Origin of the sequence: Xanthocytophaga flava, from assembly GCF_030068545.1 — a bacterium.
Lineage (GTDB): Bacteria > Bacteroidota > Bacteroidia > Cytophagales > 172606-1 > Xanthocytophaga > Xanthocytophaga flava.
Genome location: NZ_JASJOR010000036.1, coordinates 19,007 through 40,372 on the forward strand (window position 1 = coordinate 19,007; position 21,366 = coordinate 40,372).

A 21,366-nucleotide genomic window follows, 5' to 3' on the forward strand; every position below is an offset into this window, starting at 1 on the left:
ATATGTGTTATTTCTGTTGTCCGGAAGCTTTCTGTGCTTGTTGCATCGGATTCTTAGGACGGTTACCTTGTTGCTTGAACAATTGAAAACGACTTGCTTCCGGTTTACGTGGGAAATAATTGTTTTCAGTATCAATATCTGCTGTTTGCAGGTATGGGTCCAGGGTAAACTGTTTTACAGGTTTATCCGTGAAGATTACTTTGCTGATTTCCTTCGAGTTTAGTCTCCAGATTTCAGCTGGATACGTTTCTATCTTTTCTGTACCATCTTCAAATTCCATTTTAACAATAACCGGACTGATCAGACCGCCATTGTTTTTCAGTTTCAATGTATAGAAATGCAATCCGGACTCTATCAGTTTTTTCTCTTCCGGAGTCAGGTTCTTATAATAGGAATCAAATTGTGCTTTGTCTTCTGGGGTAATCTGGTATGGATTGTAGCTGTTATAGAAGTCATTCAGTTCAGGATTATCATCTACCAGTGTTTTTTTGATTTCTTCCGCATTGCGTTGCTGACTGATGGTTTTCGGCTTGCTATCTGCATCTGCTTTGGCTAATGGTTTTTCTACATCCGGATTTTGTGAATTAATCTTATAATAGTTCACATCTTCCAGTGATACCTCTACCGGGTCAATACCGTAGAACCAACCTCTCCAGAACCAATCCAGATCTACACCTGTTGCATCTTCCATACTACGGAAGAAGTCAGCTGGATGCGGATGTTTAAACGCCCAGCGAGTAGCATATTCCTTAAATGCAATGTCAAACAGCTCGCGACCAATAACTGTCTCACGAAGGATGTTCAGTGCAGTAGCCGGCTTGTCATAAGCATTCGGTCCAAATTGAAGGACTTGTTCGGAGTTGGTCATAATAGGAACCAGTGTTTCTTTGCTGCTACGCATGTAGCTTACAATCTGATAAGGCTCACCGTTCCAGGATGGATAACCTCGTTCCCATTCCTGTTCAGCGAGGTACTGACAGAAGCTATTCAGACCTTCATCCATCCAGCTCCATTGACGTTCGTCTGAGTTGACAATCATGGGGAAAAAGTTGTGACCTACTTCATGGATAATTACGCCAATCATTCCATATTTTGTCTGAGCAGAGTAGGTACCATCAGCTTCCGGACGACCACCATTGAAACAGATCATAGGATATTCCATGCCGCCACCATTGCCAATCCAGTGTACAGAGATTGCTTTGGGATACGGATAAGCAACCGTACGTTTTGAGTAGCTTTTCAGAGTATGTTCTACTGCACGAGTAGAATATTGTCCCCATAATGGGTTTCCTTCTTTAGGGTAATAACTCATCGCCCATACTTTGGCTCCTTCCACATCACATAGTTTAGCATCCCATATATAACGACGGGAACTGCACCATGCAAAGTCACGTACATTTTCAGCCTGAAAGATCCAGGTTTTCTTTCCTGTAGACTTTTTCTTCTCTGCTTCAATAGCTTCTTGCTGATTTACAATCACTACCGGATTTTTGGCTGTCTCTGCTTCTTTCAGTCGTTGAATTTGTGTAGAGGTAAGTACTTGTTTTTCATTCATCAGATTCCCTGTTGCACCTACAATATGGTCATCAGGTACGGTCAGAGCAACTTTATAATTACCAAATGTCAGTGCAAACTCTCCCTGTCCCAGAAATTGTTTGTGTTGCCAGCCCCATACATCATCGTACACTGCCATACGTGGAAACCACTGGGCAATAGTATAGGTGCAGTTACCATCAGCCGGGAAGAATTCGTATCCGCTACGGCCTCTGATCTTCTGCATATCGTTAATATTATAATTCCATTCTACTGAGAATATAAACTTTTGTCCCGGACGCAATGGCTGAGGCAGGTTAACACGCATCATGGTTTTGTTGATGATGTGAGTCAGCTTGTTTCCGCTTTTGTCTTTCACGGCTGTAATTTTGAATCCTCCATCAAACTGACTACGGGTTACAAAACTCATGGCATTGAATGATACACTATTGTTTAAAGTACCTGTCTGGGTTTTGAGCGTATTGGATTCTTTGTCAAACAGATTTTGATCCAGTTGTAACCATAGATAGCCTAATTCGTCTGGAGAGTTATTGTAATAGGTGATAGTCTCAGCACCAGTAATACGGCGGTTATTATCATCCAGTTCGGCTTTGATATCATAATCTGCTCGTTGTTGCCAGTACTGTGGTCCCGGAGCACCAGATGCACTACGATAATTGTTGGGGGTAGGCAGAGCCGTTCCCAGTTGTTCAAATTTGGAATAGGCCGGGTCAATCTCTTTGGTTTGGGCATATAACCCGGTAATACACCCCAGAGCGAGGCAAAAGACAGTAAATCTCTTCATAGTGAGAAATAATAGGTTGGTTAGTTTGTGAAGTATGGATAGTGCTAAGTTTCTTTCTGGAATACTATTGGCAAGGCTGGTCTTTGTGATTCACACTTCGGTAATACAATAATACAAATTTGCAGCAAATTTGTGGCACGTTTTTTGGAACTCAAAATGCAATTCCATGAACGGTAAATGCAAACCAGCCTATATATTGTTCTATTAGGTTAAGTATGATCTACTCTGGTAAATGTATAAAAGATTTGGGAAGATTTTCCAGCTTAATACCAAAAATTGATTTAGCTTTGCCTTGGCTTTTGATAGAAATTTTCTTTTATTAATTATAAACCTTATCACATAGTAGAATGATGAACACTCGTAATTACAGAATTTTGTTTGCTTCTATTGCTTTGTTTGTTGTAACTGCGTGGGTAAATAGCAGCTTTGCTCAAACTGCCGTGCAGCCTCCTAAAGAGATCAATGACCTTCTTCAAAAATATACTTGTCTGGCTTGTCATAAAGCGGATGCAAGACTGGTAGGTCCTGCATATGTAGATGTATCGAAAAAGAAATATACTAACGATAAAATTGTTGAACTGATTTACAAGCCACAACCAGGCAACTGGCCAGGATATCCTCCAATGGCTCCGATGACACAAGTTCCTAAAGCAGATGCCCTGAAAATTGCTGGCTGGATTAACTCATTAAACAAACCTGCAGCAGCTCCTAAAAAGAAAAGCTAACTAATAGGTTTATGTAAAGAATAGAAAAAGCGCAATGGAAGTTGCGCTTTTTCTATTGGTATATACTACTATATGTGCTTATCTGCCTGCTTTTAGCAGATCACGGATCTCTGTAAGCAATACTTCTTCTTTGGTTGGCGGTGCTGGTGGGGGTGGTACATCCTGATGTTTGCGTTTGAGACTGTTAATGGCTTTTACCATCAGAAAAATAATCATAGCCAGAATAATGAAATTAAAGGCTACAGTGATAAAGCTGCCATAGGCAAGTACAGGACCTAATTCTCGTGCTTTATCTAGACTAAGTTTTCCTCCCGCTTGTTCCAAACCATCCTGTACCTTTCTGGAAAGAGGAAGATACAGATTACTAAAATCCACACTTCCTGGTATACTAACTACAGGCATGATCATGTCCTTAACAATAGAGTCTATGATTTTTCCAAAAGCTCCACCAATGATTACACCGACTGCCAAATCAATGACATTGCCTTTTAGTGCAAATTCTCTAAATTCAGATATAAAACCCATAAGCGATAAAAGTTTAAAAATTTAGGTTAAGTTTGATTGTATTGCATAACTGATTGTGAATAAGTTATGTGGCATCAAAAAAGCAGATTTCTTAAAAGAAAAACAAGATTTTTTGCTTTTACTACTTGTTTTTTCGAAAAGCAGAAGATTCGTGTTGCATATAATGGGCAAAAGTTTTCTTTGGCCACCTTGCCACTTGTGTTAGCTCTTTTAGTTTACTCTACATTTTGTACGTTATTGTAGATCAGAACTAACTCTTACCCATTATTGTTGGAGGATAACGCAACTTTTCGGTACAATATTGGCCGAAAGTGCCTGAAAACAACAGGGCGTTTTTGTGAAAACCAGCTTATCTTCGTAAAATTGTACTGTATTCCACCTGATTTTTTCTATGTACCAATCCACCACTTATACTCTATCTTCAAGAGTTTTTCTGGGTTTATTCCTTTTTATTTCACTCATCGGTTCAGCGCAACCTCCTAAGTATTACCCTGCTGGAGAAATAAAGCTAGCATTAAAGAAAATGAACATTCTGGGTAGTGCCTTGTATATGGCCGCTCACCCGGATGATGAAAATACTGCTATGCTGGCCTGGCTGGCAAAAGATCGGCTGGTACGTACTTCCTATCTGGCCATTACTCGTGGAGATGGCGGACAAAACCTGATAGGTTCGGAACAAAGTGAACTGATCGGACTTATCCGTACGCAGGAATTACTCCAGGCACGACGTGTAGATGGAGCTGAACAGTATTTTACAAGAGGCAATGATTTTGGATTTTCCAAATCAACAGAAGAAGCATTGCAAATCTGGGATAAGGAAAAGGTGCTGGCAGATGTGGTATGGGTAATTCGTAATCTGAAGCCTGATGTAATCATTACCCGTTTTCCTCCAACAGCCCAGGCCGGACATGGACATCATAGTGCCTCAGCTGTTTTAGCAGAAGAAGCTTTTGTAGCTGCTGCAGATCCCAAGAGATATCCTGAACAATTGAAATATGTACAACCCTGGCAGGTAAAACGCCTTGTCTGGAATGCTTTTACTCCTAACTTTACCAATGATCCTCCTCCGGGTGGTAACTATGTGATGGCCCCTCTAGGGAATTACAATAACCTGCTTGGCAAGTCATATACCGAAATTGCAGGCGAAAGTCGTAGTATGCACAAAAGTCAGGGCTTTGGATCGGCTCGTAGCCGTGGGCAGCGTAACGATTACCTGCAACACAAACTTGGGGAGCAAGCTCAATCGGATATCTTTGATGGCGTTGATCTAAGCTGGAAGCGGGTAAAAGGAAGTGAAACAGTTGCTGCTTTGTTGCAGAAGGCTTACCAGACCTTTGATGCAGAAAATCCTGCAGCGAGTGTCCCTTCCTTATTGGAGGCATACCGTGCTATGGAGAAGTTACCACAACAGGAATATTATGTACAACAAAAGAAAAAAGAGTTAACAGAAATTATTGTTGCCTGTACAGGACTAAGTTATGAAGGAAATACAGTGTCCTATGCTGGTACTCCCGGACAATCAATTCGGTTCTATGCCAATGTAGTAAAGCGGTCTGATGTGCCTGTACTTTGGAAATCAGTTCAGTTACTAAACACACCTAAAGATTCAACTATCGGAAAAGAGTTAAAGAATAATGAAGCATTGAATTTACCTATTTCACTAACTATACCCAAAGAAATTCAATACACACAACCTTACTGGCTTGCCAATCCACCTGCTAAGGGAATGTATACAGTTAATGATCAGTTACTGATCGGGAAGCCAGAGGCTACACCACAACTGACAGCCGCTTTTCATTTTCAGATTCAGGGAGTAGACTTTACATTGAATAGGCCTATTAGTTATAAATGGGTTGATCCTGTACAAGGAGAATTGTATCGCCCATTTGAGGTACGCCCAGCTGTGATGATTAACCTGGATGAAAAATCGATGGTGTTCCCAGCTATAGAAGCCAAGACGCTAGGGGTATTACTGAAAGCAGGTGCTGGAGCCATAAAAGGGGAGTTACGTTTGGAAGTACCAAAGGGATGGAAAGTGTCTCCTGAAAAGCTGTCTTTTGATTTGGCAAAAGCGGAGGCCGAACAAAAAGTTTCATTTGTGATTACACCTCCTGCCAATGCTTCAGAGGGAACACTCAAAGCTGTTGCTAAATTAGCAGATGGGCAAGAAATTTCCTTGGGCCTTAGAACGATAGATTATGACCATATCCCAGTACAAACATTATTTCCGGTTGCTCAGGCTAAGGTAATACGTCTGGATGTACGGACTGCCGGAAAGAATATTGCTTATCTGATGGGAGCCGGAGATGATGTGCCAGCTGCCTTGCGCCAGATGGGATATTCAGTAACTATGCTGACAGCAAATGAACTGAAAGCGGATGTAACCGAATGGCAGCGATTTGATGCTATCGTATTAGGAGTAAGAGCCTTTAACACAGAGGAACGCCTAAAGTACTACCAACCTAAACTCATGCAATATGTGGAAAATGGTGGAGTTGTTTTGGTACAATATATTGTGAACAGGGGAGTGGTAACAGATGAGATAGGTCCATATCCTTTTGAACTTTCTCGTGACCGCGTGACTGTAGAAGAAGCTACTGTCACATTTTTGAAACCACAGCACCCATTGCTGAATACTCCGAATAAAATTACAGCTAAAGATTTTGAAGGTTGGATACAGGAACGAGGTCTGTACTTTGCTCAGAAATGGGATAGTCGTTATGAAGTATTGCTTTCCTGCGCTGATCCGGGTGAAAAACCTCAGGATGGGGGATTGTTAGTGGCTAACTATGGAAAGGGACGATTTATTTATACAGGCTATGCGTTTTTTCGCCAGCTTCCGGGAGGCGTACCAGGGGCATATCGCCTGTTTGCTAACTTGCTGGCTCCCGTAAATGGAAGTGTAAAGTGATAAATTAGTGACATACTAAATTACAAAGAGGGTAACAGATGATCTGTTACCCTCTTTGTTTTTGAACCGTATACTTTTTCCTCGCTTACAGATTGTTTCATAAAAAGATATTACTTTGCGAAACATTTGACTTGTTTCGTTTTCATTTTAAACAAACTCCATGAACTTACTTCAAGGAAAAACTGCTTTGATTACCGGAGCGTCCAAGGGGATAGGACGTGCCATTGCATTACGTTATGCACAGGAAGGTGCTAATGTTGCATTTACCTATCTTTCCAGTGTAGAAAAGGGACAAGCGCTGGAAACAGAACTGGAAGCCCTGGGTATCAAAGCCAAAGGATATCGTTCAGATGCCTCTGACTACAAAGCAGCTGAAGAATTAATCAACAGTGTACTGGCAGATTTTGGCACATTGGACATTTTGGTAAATAATGCAGGTATTACACAGGATGGTCTGCTGATGCGTATGTCAGAAGAGCAGTGGGATAATGTAATTCGGGTGAACCTAAAGTCGGTATTTAACCTGACTAAGGCTGCTACTCGTCCATTTATGAAACAAAAAAGTGGTTCTATTATCAATCTGACCTCTGTAGTTGGGATTCGGGGTAATGCCGGTCAGGCTAATTATGCTGCTTCCAAAGCTGGTATTATTGGTTTTACCAAATCCGTTGCACTGGAATTAGGATCACGTAGTATTCGAAGTAATGCCATTGCACCTGGTTTTATTGAAACAGAGATGACACATGAACTGGGCAATAAAGAAGAGTGGTTAAATAATATTCCCTTAAAACGGGGTGGTGCTGCGGAAGAAGTAGCAGATTCTGCTGTTTTTCTGGGTTCTGATATGAGTAAATACATCACAGGACAGGTATTACAGGTAGATGGTGGTATGCTTACCTAGTCTATTTGGGATAAGATAGTAAGTATAAAATCCCTTTATATTTTGTTATTATGGTATAGTCAGCACTCCAATGCTGACTATATTTTTACATCGAAATACAGCCTTTCACAGCTGAAATATTCTGTTTGAAATGTTTTGTGATGGCTGGTAAAATAATTATCTTTTTTTTGAGTTAATTTGTGAAATAGTTGTGTTCCTGGAGTTATTGCTCTTGTGCACATTTCTTCATTTGCTCATTTTATTTATACATGACAACAGTAACTAAAGATTCTACGGAAACAAAAAAGCCGAAAAGTGCTACCCGTGAGTGGATTGAATCGATTGTATTTGCTATCGTTGTGGCATCGGCAGTGCACTGGCTTATTATTCAGCCATATACTATTCCAACCTCTTCCATGGAAAGTTCTTTGCTGACAGGTGATTTCCTGTTTGTAAGTAAACTACACTATGGTGCCCGGACTCCTAAAACACTGATTCAGTTTCCGTTAACACACCAGACTTTTTGGGGAAGCAGTATTCCTTCCTATGTAGAATGGATTCAGATGCCACAAACTCGTTTGCCTGGTTTTTCCAGCATTAAAAATAATGATGTCGTGGTATTTAACGTTCCATTAGAGCATCCTGGTACTTATGAGAGATACCAGAATATTTTGAATGTGCCTAAAGGATATCCTATTGATCTGCGTACCAACTATATCAAACGGTGTCTGGCTATTGCTGGTGATGAGATGGAAATCAAAGATCGTCAGGTATATATAAATGGACAACCTGTACAGAATCCTCCTAACATGCAGTTTCATTATACAGTAATGACTACCCAGTCACTGGATGATCGTTTCTTCAAAAAATATAACATTAGCACAAGTCCAAGTGAGTTTACATTTATACAGGGAGGCTTTGAAGCAAATTTTTCGCCTGCTACAGCTGAAGAACTTAAAAAACTGGACTTCATAAAATTAGTGTCACCTGTTTTGCATAGTGAAGATAATGTACTTTTCCCGCGTGATACCTTGTTTAAATCAAGTCTGGATAACTATGGACCTATCCGTGTCCCTAAAAAAGGCCAAAAAGTAGCACTAGATCCTAAAAACCTTGCTTTATATAAAGATATCATCCTGTATTATGATCACAACGATGACGTAAAAGAAGAAAACGGCAAAATTGTTCTGGATGGAAAACCGATTACCGAATATACTTTTAACCAGAATTACTACTGGATGATGGGTGATAACCGTCACAACTCTGTAGATTCCAGATACTGGGGCTTTGTTCCAGAAGATCATGTGGTAGGTAAAGCAGTGCTGGTATGGTTGTCTATCGATCCAAATGAAAGCTGGATGAGTATCGGAGACAAAGTACGTTGGAAGCGTCTTTTTAGTAGTATCAAATAAAAATAGTCTTTGAATAAAAGAAAATGAACGAACCTGAGAAACAAAACTCAGGTTTTTTTATTTATAGGTGGTAGATGCCGGAACATTATTGACGGGTTGGGAAACAGATAGCATAAGATAATTATATTGTGTATGAATAGAAAAGAACGTATTCGTTTAATCTTGGAGCAACTTCGAAAAGGAGTATATGAGAAAGAAGAAGCCATTCAGTTATCATTGCTGGCTGCATTGGCAGGAGAAAGTATTTTTTTGCTGGGACCTCCGGGGGTGGCAAAGAGTCTGATTGCCCGAAAGCTAAAATTTGCCTTTCGGGATGGCCGATCCTTTGAATATCTGATGAATCGTTTCAGTACACCTGATGAGATTTTCGGACCAGTATCTATTAAAAAACTAAAAGAAGAAGACCGCTACGAACGGCTGACAGAAAAATACCTGCCTGGTGCCAATGTGGTGTTTCTGGACGAAATATGGAAAGCTGGACCTGCTATACAGAATGCACTGCTGACTGTATTAAATGAAAGAGTTTATCGCAATGGCGAACAGGAGGTTAAGGTAAATATTAAAGCTATTGTTTCTGCTTCCAATGAATTGCCTGTTGACGAAAACCTGAATGCACTATGGGACCGATTTTTGGTTCGGTATATGATTCGGGAGATACGCAAAGCTGGGAGTTTTGTGGATATGATTGTAGATACCAGCGATATCTATCAGGATACTATACCCTCAGACCTGAAAATAGGAGAGGCAGAGTTACAGGAATGGGATATGTCTATCAATGAGGTACAAGTACCAGCAGAAGTATTGAATGTGATTCAGATGGTAAAGTATCAGCTTGAACAATATGATGCTGACCATCCGGAAGCTCCATTCCATATTTTTGATCGTCGCTGGAAAAAGCTGGTTCGTTTGTTGAGAACATCTGCCTTCCTGAATGAACGGGTTGAGGTCGATCTGATGGACTGTTTTCTAATGCCACATATACTATGGAGTAAACCCGAACAACTGGAAATAGTGCGTGAAATCGTTGCAGAAACTATTCGCAAACATGGGTATTCAATGGCACTGGAGATCCATCCATTACGTAAAGAGATACGTGAGCTGGAAGAAGAGGTGATGAAAGAAACCCGCATTCCCAATGTAGTTTTAATGGAAATACCCAAAGCCATTGAACGAGAGTATTATGAGTTACTGAACACAGAGCAGACGTTTGATGGTAACCGTATCAAGCGTAGTGATTTTGACCGGATGGTAGTAGGAGAGGAGTCTCCATTGAATCTGTATGATAAAAATGGCAGCCTTGTAAATCGTGTGAAGGCTCGTAAAAGTGCAGAACTGGCAAATGGCCTTATTATTAATGCCAATGCACGTTTGTATACGTTTCACCTACTAACAGATAAGGTAGAGAAAAAGGAGTTTTTATATAAAAAGCCACATACACTGGTACAGAAATATTGGGATGATCGTACGTATCAGCTACGAAAATATATCACAGATCAGAAAGCATATGTGGATGAGCATCGTCCAGTTGCTATGCAGCATTTACGTACAAATTTATTTGTAGAGTCTGAACTGGCAGATTTGGTAGAAATGAATCTGAAGGAAGCATTAGCCACATTGGATGAGTTGGATCTGCAGATTGATAAGATCAAGCATTTATATGAGAGTTTGCGTTGATCTACATATGATTAGCATAATTCGATGTAAGAATTGTAAAATTTTTATTGTGCACTTGTGAATCTGTTTGAGAAAAGTAATATCTTTTGGCAGAATATATCCCATCTTAAAGCCAATTGTTTATGACCCCTTTTCTTGCCGAATTAACAGGTACTATGTTACTGATTATTTTAGGTGGAGGTGTAGTGGCAGGTGTATTGCTCAAAGATTCCAAAGCAGAAAACAGCGGATGGTTGGTAATTTCGTTTGCATGGGGGTTTGCAGTTGCTTTTGGTGTATACCTGGCAGGACAGATAAGTGGTGCCCACCTCAATCCTGCTGTGACGATAAGCTTGGCATCCAGTGGACAGTTTGCCTGGAAAGATGTGCCTATGTACCTACTTGGCCAGTTGATTGGAGCTATGTTGGGGGCTGTTGTTGTTTGGCTGCATTATCTGCCTCATTGGTCTCATACAGATAATGCCAGCCTTAAGCTTGCTGTTTTTGCTACAGGACCTGCTATTCGAAAACCGTTCAGCAATCTGTTAAGTGAGATTATAGGGACCATGATATTGATGATTGGTTTGACGGCTATTGGAGCCAATAAGTTTGCCGATGGTATCAATCCCCTGATTGTAGGCTTCCTGATAGTAGCCATTGGACTTTCACTGGGAGGAACTACTGGTTATGCAATTAATCCTGTTCGTGATTTTGGGCCACGACTCATGCATTTTCTATTACCTATAGCAGGTAAAGGAAACTCTGATTGGGGATATGCCTGGGTTCCTGTAGTAGGACCTTTGATAGGAGGAGTATTGGGTGTACATCTGTACAAAGCTGTATTTGCTGATATATTTTCTATCTGGTTAGGTGTTTCAGTGATAGTGACACTTATCGTAATAGTACTGGCCTACATAAAGGAAAGATGAACGTACAGTGTCATATTAGCTTGCTGATAAGTGCTGTATTATGGATTAGTTGTCAACATTCTGAAATGCATCCTAATTCACCTGTACAAACAACCTTGACTTTGCCAAGACTTTGCAGTGTCGAGACACACTTCCCTATTATATTATCAAAGGTAAATCTACAATCAGATATTTCCCGTGATTTACCTGATGTGGTGAAAGCTAAAGTAACAGATATTGTCGTTAACTATTATTTTGACTTTGGAGGAGATTCCAGTCAAATATATTTTACGCCAGCAGATGTGTATGTGGGTACTATATGCGCCAGCATAGATACTCTACAGGATTTGTATATGCTACTTCTTAACGCACCAGCTGGTCTGCTAAATTCTAAAGTGTTTCTATATAATCATATTAGAAATAAGACATCTGAATCTGTTATTGATTACAATATACACGCTTTATATACAAGAGAAAATAATAAGTTATTGATCTCTAATCTGAAAGAACTTTTCAGAATGCTCTCTCCTGATATTGAACTGCTTAATAGAGAACAGGATAATATACCCAAACTTAAATTTACCAGATTGTATCACAATGGAACTGTTAATGCCATTGAGACGGCTATTATGAAGGTGAATGGAGTGAAACTGGATACACTCGAATTTAAGCAATCATTTCTGGAATAGTGAGTTAATTATTAGTTACCAGAAATATAATCTCATCTCTATAAAAATACGCGATTTCTTCTTTGGATACATGTATCGTCTGTTTAAGGTTGCCAACTTAAGATGCTTCTCTCTTTTCCTTTTGTTTATTTTTTGTCTTCCTGAAAGGAAATCCTGACAAATAAAGTACTGTCTGTTTTCTGTGGAAAGCACTCTCTAAAAGTAAAGGCCAACAATCTTGCTATGCTTATCCCAGCAACAATGGGAGCATTCTTTCACAAGGGCGTAATGCCTATTTCCTTACCTTGATAGCATTAAAGAGATGGCTACAAAGCTAAGCTATAAACCTTTCCCGCTATTTAACTGAAGGTTTGTTCTCTTATATCTTTTTGAAAAATTGTGAATGTGAATACTGGTAGTGTTTCTGAGAGATACCTCTAATATGAAAGCATTTATTTTTTTGTGTGATAATATAAAATAACACTTTCTTAATAGTTAGAATGAAAAATACCCGTTTCACAACTAGTACATTTGTGCAAAACAATCATGGGAAATGAATGGTAAAAAATAATTGCGTTAATAACAAGGGAGTATGGCTAGGAGGTAGACAAGTAAATATAAGCCGTAATAAGCTGTCACTATCGTAAACTATATTCGAACCAACAAACTACTTGATATATATGAATAAGTCCTTTACTTATATTTTATGGAGTTGTGTATTTATATTCTGGAGTTGCAAAACCTCTACTCAACACAACAGTCAGTCTAATCACGCAGATGCTACCCTATCCCGGATCGCTTTCGGGTCATGTAGCAGACATGATTTGCCTCAGCCTCTGTGGTCACCTATTCTGGAAAATAAACCGCAGCTTTGGGTGTGGCTGGGTGATAATGTGTATGGAGATACGGAAGACATGAATGTTTTGAAGCAGAAATATGATGCGCAAAAAAAAAATCATGGATATCAGAAGTTAACAGCCTCAGTACCTGTGATTGGGATCTGGGATGATCATGATTATGGGGTAAATGATGGTGGAATGAATTACCCAAAGAAAAAAGAATCCCAACAATTGATGCTTGATTTTTTGGGAGAGCCTGCTACCAGTTCGCGTCGCAAACATGAAGGTGCATATGGTTCTTATGTGTATGGATCTGGAAAGCAGCAGATAAAGATTATTTTATTGGATGGACGATATTTTCGTGAAGGATTACAGCGAGAAGATGGACGGTATATAGCCAATGAAACGGGTTCTTTTTTAGGAGAGGAGCAATGGAACTGGTTAGAAAAAGAATTAACAGGTAGTACGGCTGCCATCCATATTATTGCCTGTGGTGTACAGTTTATTCCTGAAGAACAACGTTTTGAAAAGTGGGCAAATTTCCCTAGAGCCCGGAAACGTTTCTTTGATCTTCTGGTAAAAACCAAGCCTGCTGGGGTTGTTCTGTTGAGTGGCGACCGTCATATTGGTGAAGTGAGCCGTTACCAGCCAGAAGGAATGTCTTATCCTATTTGGGAAGTGACATCGAGTGGTTTAACACATTCTTCTACAAATAATACAGGAGAAGAAAATAAATATCGTGTGGGTGCTCTGGTAAATCAGTTGAATTTTGGAATACTAACTATAGACTGGACAACTCCTAAACCCAATGTGAATATACAGATAAGAGGAAGAGAAAATATATTGTATGTAAATGAACGTTTTTCTTTCTAGTAAGTAGAAATAACAAAGCCCTTGGAAAAGGGCTTTGTTATGTTGTTATTTTACTAAAGATGCCATTTCTGTTTTGATCCGATCCTGAATATTGGAAAGCGTTTTTTCCAGTGATTCAATTTCGTTCATTAACTCTTTTAAGTTGACATCAGGTATTCTTTCATGTGCCTGGACATAGCGTTTGGCTGTCAGGTTATAATTATTTCTCTCATTTTCTATTTCAGACTGAGATGCCCGATAAGACAAGCCTTCCTGAGTTGCAAACTTGCGGAATGCATCCATTACCTGTTTACTATGTGATGTCCGTATTTTATTTCTTCTCCGGTCAGAATCATATAAGGAAGACGCATCAATAAATAATATGTTATCATGCGTTTTATTCTTATTCAGAACAAGAATGGCTGCATTGATTTTACTGCTGTAGAATACATGTGGAGGTAAATCCACTATTGCCTCAACCAGATTATTGTTAACCATTTTGCGACGAATCTGATATGCTACACCTGTTTTAAACAACAGCCCATGAGGCACAATCAGTATAGCCTTTCCTGTTTCGTTCAGAGAATCCATTGCCTGAGTCAGGAAGTCTAAGTGTTCTGACTGCCTGCGCATACGTACAGGACCAGAGACATTATTGTCTGCTGCAAAGCTAAGATTGCGTTTTCTGCGTTTTAATGGTTGCAGGAAATCACGTGGATTTGCTGGTAATAATAGTTTTTCGCGGAATGGTGGTTGTGTAAGTACACAATCATAAGTGCGTTTGGTAGAACGTGTTTTTGATAAGCTGTCTCCAACTTCCAGAGAGGCATTAAATATGCCATTGAAGAAAAGGTGGAAACGGGCTAATTCTATATATGGACTCTGTATATCCTGTCCGAACAGATTATTTTCAGATAATTTACCTACTTTGGCTGCTTGTACCAGTAATGTTCCAATACCTGCTGCCGGATCATATACAGAATGATTTGACTCCAGATTTGCCATTTGTGCCATCATATTGGCAATACTACGTGGAGTGTACAGGAATCCTTCTTTGTGAAAACTTTCTTCTGTAAATTTCTCGATCAGATAACCTATCGAAGAGCCGTTTTCTTCCACAGCTTTTAATGTGTTTCCAAAGCTGATTCCTTCCAAATCTTCCAATAATTGAACCAGTTTGGTATCGCGATCAACGTCTGATTCGCTAAATGAAAGTTTTCTGAAGAAGACAGATTGAAAAAGTTTATTGAATATCTCGCTGTTTTCTTCCTGTAATATCTCTATAATATTATCCAAACGACTGGCAGTACCTGTTTGAGACAGGTTGTTCCAGATAGAAAAAATAGATTTGATTGTGGAGGCCTTTAAATCTGTGAAATAAGGTTTTTCGTGTGTCTCCTGAATAAACTTTAATGCCAATACCGCCAGGAAGTGTACAAACACTTCGGGACTTTTATCCTTGTCTCTGAATTTGCGGTAGTATTTCGTGAGAGAAACAATGAAATCTTTGTTCATAGCCATGAGAGTTGAAAGGTTACTGATTTAAGGAGTTAGAATTTATTACCAATTTAATCTTTATACACCTCGTGTAACATAATCTGTTGCAGGTATGAATCTTTTTTCTCTTCAAGTTCCATTAAAGTTGCTTTCTCTTTCTCCCGATCTGTGACAAGATGAACTATTTTTTCCTGTACCTCAATTGGAGGAACTGCTACATCCAGATTCTTCAAAACACTCATTGGAAGTGAAAACATACTGGTACCAGAGGCATTGGAACGGAAATAGGTTTCACTTTGTGGCAAATTCAGAAACCATCGTAAATATTCCGGAAGGACTTTTTGAGTAGGCTTTATGCGAATGGAAAAAAATGCGGAAGAAATAACTCTCTTTTTCTCTGATGATTCAATCATACAGGCTTTAGTGTACTTCCCTTTTGCCAGTAGAATCAGTTGACCGGGTTGCAGAAAATGTTTTGCTTTAATCTGTTCATTGCTGATGCGAACAAGTCGATCTGATATTGAGAGGTCAGTATTGATGTCGCGCATTTGTATAACTTCTATTTCCCCATCCAGATTGTCTAACAAGCGATTTCGAAAAGTTATACCAGTTTTGATGTCAGCTATGTCATGTAATTTCATAATCATAAAGAGTAATGCAATAAAAAATGTGACAACGGTTGATATACAAGGTTATGTGAAAAACAGTAGAAAATCTTATTAAAATTGACCCCTTAATAAAAAAAAGTAACATATTAAACAGATTTCTCCTATGCTACTTTCAGTAAAAAATCATACCATATCCTTTATACGGAATAATGGTAAAAAAGTTGTACAGAAAAGTCCTAAATTTTATAACTATTTTTATTTTGGCTACTGCACAAATAAGCAGTTAATTTTGAACTATTTAACTATTAAATTACGATGGTTTGGAGTGGTCACTTCAAACAGTGGGCCTTACACAAATACTAAATTTACTAAAGAATAGAATAGTATAACAAATCTTTGAGTTTCCAGGATTAAAAAATTACACTATTTTTCGGTGATTTATCTGCAAATTATATTTTTATACAGTAGAGTACAAGGTGTCATGTCTTTTTTTTCAGAATAACCAACTATTTGTCTATGCAGCAATTGAGTTATGAGCGAATTCCTACCAGTGTTTATGGAACGGCAGATGAAGCTTCTGCTGCTGTTGCTAGTGAAATTGCGGCTTTAATCCGCCAAAAGCAACAGGACGGTAAGCCAGCTGTACTGGGATTGGCTACGGGATCATCTCCCAAAAAAGTCTATGCCGAGCTAATTCGGTTACACAGAAAAGAAGGATTAAGCTTCCAGAATGTAATTACTTTTAATCTGGACGAATATTATCCCATGCAACCGGATGCTTTGCAAAGTTATGTTCGGTTTATGAAAGAGTTTTTGTTTGATCATGTGGATATTCCTGTACAAAATTACCACATTCCGGATGGAACTCTATCAATGGAGAAAATACGGGAATACTGTCTGGATTATGAAAAGCAAATGGAGTTGCATGGCGGGCTGGATTTTCAGTTATTGGGTATAGGACGAAATGGCCATATTGGGTTTAATGAACCAGGCTCTCATGAAAACTCACGTACCCGTTTAATGACACTGGATCAGACAACACGGGTTGATGCCGCAATGGACTTTGGTGGGTTGTCAAAAGTACCACGAAGAGCCATCACTATGGGGGTATTACCTATATTACAGGCTAAACGAGTGGTATTGATTGCCTGGGGAGAGCATAAGGCTGGAATTATCAAACAGGCAGTAGAGGGCCCTGTTGTAGAATCAGTTCCTGCTTCTTATCTGCAAGGGCATCACAACGTGTCTGTAGTACTGGATGAGTCTGCTGCATCTGAACTAACCAGTCGTAAAGCACCTTGGCTGATTGATGATGTAGTATGGGATCGTGCGATGATTAAGAAGGCAGTGGCAAATCTGGCACTGATTTTGGGAAAACCTGTTCTGAAGCTGACCAATAAAGATTATAATGATTATGGACTCAGTGATCTGCTGGCACAACACGGACAGGCATATGACTTGAATATTGATGTGTTTAACTGGCTTCAACATACCATTACCGGATGGCCAGGTGGAAAACCAAATGCTGATGATACTAATCGTCCGGAAAGGGCTGATCCTGTAAAGAAACGATGTCTGATATTTAGTCCTCATCCGGATGATGATATTATTTCTATGGGAGGGACTTTTCAGCGTTTGGTAGATCAGGGGCATGAAGTTCATGTTGCCTATCAGACTTCCGGAAATATTGCTGTGGCAGATGATGAGGCTTTACGGTTTGCAGACTTTGTGGTAGATTTTAACGATCGTTTTAACATTACCAGTCCTCAGGCTGATAAAATCTTCAGAGATGCTGCTCGTTTCCTAAGAACCAAAAAAGATAGCGAAAAGGATACAGATGCTGTTCGTTATATTAAGGGATTGATTCGTAAGGGTGAAGCTAAAAATACATGTCGCTTTGTGGGCATCCCTATGGAAAATGTACATTTTCTGACTATGCCTTTTTACGAAACAGGACTTGTCCAGAAAAAGCCTTTGGGTGAAGAAGATTATCAGCTTGTGACAGACCTTATTGACAAGATAAAACCCCATCAGGTATATGCAGCAGGAGACTTAGCCGATCCACATGGTACACATAAAGTTTGTCTGGATGCCGTAATGGAAGCATTACGTCGTTTGAAAGCCAAAGATTTTATGAAAGATTGTTGGGTGTGGTTATACAAAGGTGCGTGGGCTGAGTGGGATATTGATCAGATTGAAATGGCAGTACCGATGAGCCCGGATCAGGTAATGAAGAAGCGCCTGGGTATATTTAAGCACCAGTCTCAAAAGGACGGAGTTGTATTTCAGGGAACAGATGAACGCGAATTCTGGCAACGGGCTGAAGACCGTAATCGCAAAACCGCAGAGTTGTATAACAAACTGGGTCTGGCCGAATACGCAGCCATGGAAGCATTTGTCAGATGGAAGTTTTAAATAGTAACAGCGAAACAGAAATACCTGTCAGATGACAGGTATTTCTGTTTCATATAGAAGGGACTTTATATAATCGGAGGCCTCCTACATTTGCAATAAGTTGCCAGGATACAGGTGGTGAATCTATATATATAGGAGGAGGGGTGCCTATCAGACGGAAATATTCCACAGAATAAGAGTTGATCAACACAAACACCTCTGTAGACGAAGTAAGTTGCTTTGGTTGTTCTAAGAGTTGTTCATAAGGTAAGAACTGAATAGATGTCGGTTTGTTGAACTGATAATAAAAGTCAACTCCATTCATGAGCTTATTATCTGTAAAAACCAGTGTTGCAGTTATAGGGTGGGACAGGTATTTTTGGATAAGATGTTTTTCTGCTGTGTATCCGGATTCAGAAGGTTTTAGCATAGAATAAACAGGGTGTACTAACAACAAACCTGCTATCAGAGGTAGATACAGTTGTTTGTTCAGGACAAAAGAAGACGGTGTAAACTGATAAAGGCCTCCAACGAAACCCCATCCAATAGCTAGTAGACCATATTGGAATGCTTGATTGGGTACACCTGTATACCAAGATATAGCTGCTACAATGAGAAAGATCATTGCCAGTGCAAAGGATTTTTTTGCTGAAAGACGACTTAACTCAAATGCAGAGGCAATGGCAAAAAAGGGAATAAGAAAGAGAATCATTCGTGGAAACAGTGCATTGGGATTGTAATATTTAAAGCTAGTTGTAAATCCCCAGAACATACATAATCCACAAAATGCCAATCGGCTCCAAAATAGTTCATCCGTCCAGATGCTCCAATTCCAGAAATTCATGCGAAACAAAAAAGGTAATGCTGCCACAATACAGATGATCATACCCGAATGAATCAGCATAATAACAGGTTCGTAGGTGAGGCGTGGTATAAGTGCTGAAGCAGGTTTGTGGAAGTAATTATAGGTAGCCACATAATGACCATCCTGAATGATCTGAAAACGATACAATGGGTTACCCGTATAGAGATAATAAAAACCGAAATATCCTGCCAGCAGAATGAAGCCAATTATAAAAGCTCTTTTCCAGAACAAGAGATGTTGCTTTTGCCGCCAATCATATATACAGATAAGCAAATAGAAAGGAAGCAGATATACAATAGTTTCTTTACATAGAAAGCCCCAAAAATTAGCTACACAGAATAGGAGAGGTTTGCCCCATTGATTATTTCGCTGGTGTAAACTAATTGCACTCAGAAGCGCCATACAAGTAAGCGAGACATCCGGATACAGCTTATTAGAGAAGAATAAGGTATAGAAGTCTAATCCAGATAAAATCATCGCCCAGATTGCAACCTTCGGATCGTATTTTTTAAGGAAAAAATAAATAAGATATAGACAGATAAGAGTACAGACCACTGAGATCCAGATTGTGGATATGTCATTTACACCAGAAAGCTTATAAGCAAGTGCTGTTGGAATAATAATGCCCAGTCTGTGACTGAATATTTCTTCATTTAATACAAGTTTACCCTGAGACAGATAGAAAGCATAGTGGGCATATGTTGTATCGTCATAGAAATAGTATCCGTCAAACGACAAAAAAATGAACAGGATGGCAAATAGAAAAAGAAACAGTAAACAAAAACGCATCATGGAATGACATATCTATAGTAAGGCGCAGAAAGATACATCTTCTCCATAATAATGACAGAAGCAAATGTTCACATTTGTATTTTTTTCTTATAAAATAGTATCTGCAAAGAACAGAAAAATGGCATGAAAATTGACTCAATGGTTCTCTAATCTCTTTCAAAATGACCAGGTTATGGTTGCAGAAGTAAAGGATTTTGTATGAGAGCGAGTTGAGATGGAATGGATGAGCAGATTTTTATCAAAAAAATGCTTTTTATGACATCGTCTGTTGGCAATTTGAAAAACGTAAAAATGGGTAAGTGGTTGATAGGTAGATATTTGGTTAATATTGTATGAGTGATTTCGTTGAAATCTGAATAAAAACTTTCGTACGTACGCTTCCCTATCTTTTGGTTAGATAAAGAATCAGAGAAATTGCGACCTTTCGAAAAGTAAATCAAAGACAAAATTTGAATTAACTAACATCCAGTCACTTATAAAACAATATTACGATGGAAGCTCAACGCAAATCTTTGGAAGATCAATTAGCCTCTCTGGAAGCTCGCCTGGCACAATTAGAACGTGAAAGAAAAGAGTTAATGGATCGTAACAGTGAATTATTTGAATATTGCCGTTTAATGGATCGCAAATATACAGCTTCCGTTCGTCGTGAGTTAGGTTATCAGGAAATGTTGTATATGTTCAACAATCGTCATGCTTCTGAACTGTTGCAGGATTATATTGCAAAAGATGCACTAAAAGTTCAATATTCCAGTCATTATAACTATCGTAGTAACTAATACACTCCTGTACAGGATTTAGTATTACCTACTATATATCTGCTGCCTGTTGATGCCTTAGGAGCTTTGCTCCAGTCTTTCTTTCAGTTGAGAAAGAAAAGTCTTGAGATTTTCTAAAGATTCAATAATAGCTGCTTTGTCAGGGGGCTGATTGGCTTTACTTCTTATCATCTCTTTCGCTCCCTGTAGTGTATACCCCTTTTCTTTGACAAGGTGATATATCTTTTGCACAACTTCTATATCTTTCTCGGTATAGCGGCGATCCCCTTTTTTATTCTTTCTGGGTTTTAACATTGGGAACTCACTTTCCCAAAAGCGTAACAGCGATGCCGTTACATTGAATTTATCTGCAACTTCACTAATGGTGTAGTATATCTTCTTTATTTCTTCAGACATAGAAAATTATATTGTTAATAGCCTGGGTTATATAATCAACTATGGAAGTTGTTTTGAACCAGCTGTAAAGATAGCGTTTTATTAACGTTCTTAAGGAACTACAAATCTGGGCTCATTCATAGATCCGTAGTAATGTTTACATGCCTCTACTAGTTTTATCTTATTCCAAAATCTAATTTTTGCTTTCTTACTACTTAATGCAAACTGCTTTGCAGGTCTTAATACCTTGTGCACATACCACAACTGATTTGTTACCCAGGTAGATTAAATCGCAATTTGTGTTTGGGAAGTATGGCTGCTTAGGCATAAAAAAAGCGGAACCTA

Annotated in this window: 16 protein-coding genes; 10 read left to right on the forward strand and 6 right to left on the reverse strand. The window is 39.1% G+C overall.

Going from position 1 to position 21,366, the window contains the following annotated elements:
* Positions 1–7: 7 nt before the first annotated feature.
* The gene (locus QNI15_RS33150; RefSeq protein WP_314000689.1) at positions 8–2,338 is read right to left on the reverse strand and encodes a M1 family metallopeptidase; all 2,331 of its coding nucleotides are present in this window, start codon (positions 2,336–2,338) and stop codon (positions 8–10) included.
* Between the two features lie 347 nt (positions 2,339–2,685).
* On the opposite strand from QNI15_RS33150, the gene QNI15_RS33155 reads away from it, so the two are divergent.
* A complete protein-coding gene (locus QNI15_RS33155; protein WP_313985120.1) occupies positions 2,686–3,063 on the forward strand; it encodes a c-type cytochrome in 378 nt (125 codons plus the stop codon).
* Between the two features lie 78 nt (positions 3,064–3,141).
* On the opposite strand, the gene mscL is transcribed toward QNI15_RS33155, so the two are convergent.
* The gene (mscL, locus tag QNI15_RS33160; protein WP_313985118.1) at positions 3,142–3,588 is read right to left on the reverse strand and encodes a large conductance mechanosensitive channel protein MscL; all 447 of its coding nucleotides are present in this window, start codon (positions 3,586–3,588) and stop codon (positions 3,142–3,144) included.
* Between the two features lie 391 nt (positions 3,589–3,979).
* On the opposite strand from mscL, the gene QNI15_RS33165 reads away from it, so the two are divergent.
* The 7 genes from QNI15_RS33165 (at position 3,980) to QNI15_RS33195 (ending at position 13,732) form a co-directional block, all read left to right on the forward strand.
* Positions 3,980–6,499 carry a PIG-L family deacetylase gene (locus tag QNI15_RS33165; protein WP_314036075.1) on the forward strand — a complete coding sequence of 840 codons (2,520 nt, stop codon included), beginning with the start codon at positions 3,980–3,982 and terminating at the stop codon, positions 6,497–6,499.
* 160 nt (positions 6,500–6,659) lie between these two features.
* A complete protein-coding gene (gene fabG / locus QNI15_RS33170; protein ID WP_313985112.1) occupies positions 6,660–7,400 on the forward strand; it encodes a 3-oxoacyl-[acyl-carrier-protein] reductase in 741 nt (246 codons plus the stop codon).
* Positions 7,401–7,648: 248 nt separating this feature from the next.
* Positions 7,649–8,791, forward strand: a complete 1,143-nt coding sequence (gene lepB, locus QNI15_RS33175; protein WP_314036077.1) for a signal peptidase I — start codon at positions 7,649–7,651, stop codon at positions 8,789–8,791.
* A gap of 132 nt (positions 8,792–8,923) precedes the next feature.
* Positions 8,924–10,465 (forward strand): AAA family ATPase, encoded by a 1,542-nt coding sequence (locus tag QNI15_RS33180; RefSeq protein WP_314036079.1) that lies wholly within the window; start codon positions 8,924–8,926, stop codon positions 10,463–10,465.
* A 122-nt stretch (positions 10,466–10,587) separates the two neighbouring features.
* On the forward strand, positions 10,588–11,373 hold the full coding sequence (locus QNI15_RS33185) for an MIP/aquaporin family protein (protein WP_314036081.1): 786 nt from the start codon (positions 10,588–10,590) through the stop codon (positions 11,371–11,373).
* Positions 11,370–12,041, forward strand: coding sequence for a hypothetical protein (locus QNI15_RS33190; protein ID WP_314036083.1), 672 nt, complete (start codon positions 11,370–11,372; stop codon positions 12,039–12,041). Before QNI15_RS33185 ends, QNI15_RS33190 begins: the two co-directional genes overlap by 4 nt.
* A gap of 659 nt (positions 12,042–12,700) precedes the next feature.
* Entirely contained in the window at positions 12,701–13,732 is a 1,032-nt protein-coding gene (locus tag QNI15_RS33195) for an alkaline phosphatase D family protein (protein WP_314000678.1), read from the forward strand.
* A gap of 45 nt (positions 13,733–13,777) precedes the next feature.
* Here the strand turns inward: QNI15_RS33195 and QNI15_RS33200 are convergent, their stop codons facing one another.
* Together QNI15_RS33200 and QNI15_RS33205 are read right to left on the reverse strand one after the other, a co-directional pair.
* Positions 13,778–15,226 carry an HsdM family class I SAM-dependent methyltransferase gene (locus QNI15_RS33200; RefSeq protein ID WP_314000676.1) on the reverse strand — a complete coding sequence of 483 codons (1,449 nt, stop codon included), beginning with the start codon at positions 15,224–15,226 and terminating at the stop codon, positions 13,778–13,780.
* Between the two features lie 53 nt (positions 15,227–15,279).
* Positions 15,280–15,849, reverse strand: coding sequence for a restriction endonuclease subunit S (locus QNI15_RS33205; protein ID WP_313985085.1), 570 nt, complete (start codon positions 15,847–15,849; stop codon positions 15,280–15,282).
* Positions 15,850–16,332: 483 nt separating this feature from the next.
* Here QNI15_RS33205 and nagB point away from each other — a divergent pair, with 483 nt between their 5' ends.
* A complete protein-coding gene (gene nagB, locus QNI15_RS33210; protein WP_314036085.1) occupies positions 16,333–18,231 on the forward strand; it encodes a glucosamine-6-phosphate deaminase in 1,899 nt (632 codons plus the stop codon).
* 49 nt (positions 18,232–18,280) lie between these two features.
* Here nagB and QNI15_RS33215 read toward each other — a convergent pair whose 3' ends face one another.
* Positions 18,281–19,867 carry an ArnT family glycosyltransferase gene (locus QNI15_RS33215; protein WP_314036087.1) on the reverse strand — a complete coding sequence of 529 codons (1,587 nt, stop codon included), beginning with the start codon at positions 19,865–19,867 and terminating at the stop codon, positions 18,281–18,283.
* 491 nt (positions 19,868–20,358) lie between these two features.
* Here QNI15_RS33215 and QNI15_RS33220 point away from each other — a divergent pair, with 491 nt between their 5' ends.
* Positions 20,359–20,646 (forward strand): hypothetical protein, encoded by a 288-nt coding sequence (locus QNI15_RS33220; RefSeq protein WP_313985076.1) that lies wholly within the window; start codon positions 20,359–20,361, stop codon positions 20,644–20,646.
* Between the two features lie 57 nt (positions 20,647–20,703).
* Here QNI15_RS33220 and QNI15_RS33225 read toward each other — a convergent pair whose 3' ends face one another.
* Positions 20,704–21,042, reverse strand: a complete 339-nt coding sequence (locus QNI15_RS33225; protein ID WP_313985073.1) for a MerR family transcriptional regulator — start codon at positions 21,040–21,042, stop codon at positions 20,704–20,706.
* Between the last annotated feature and the right edge of the window lie 324 nt (positions 21,043–21,366).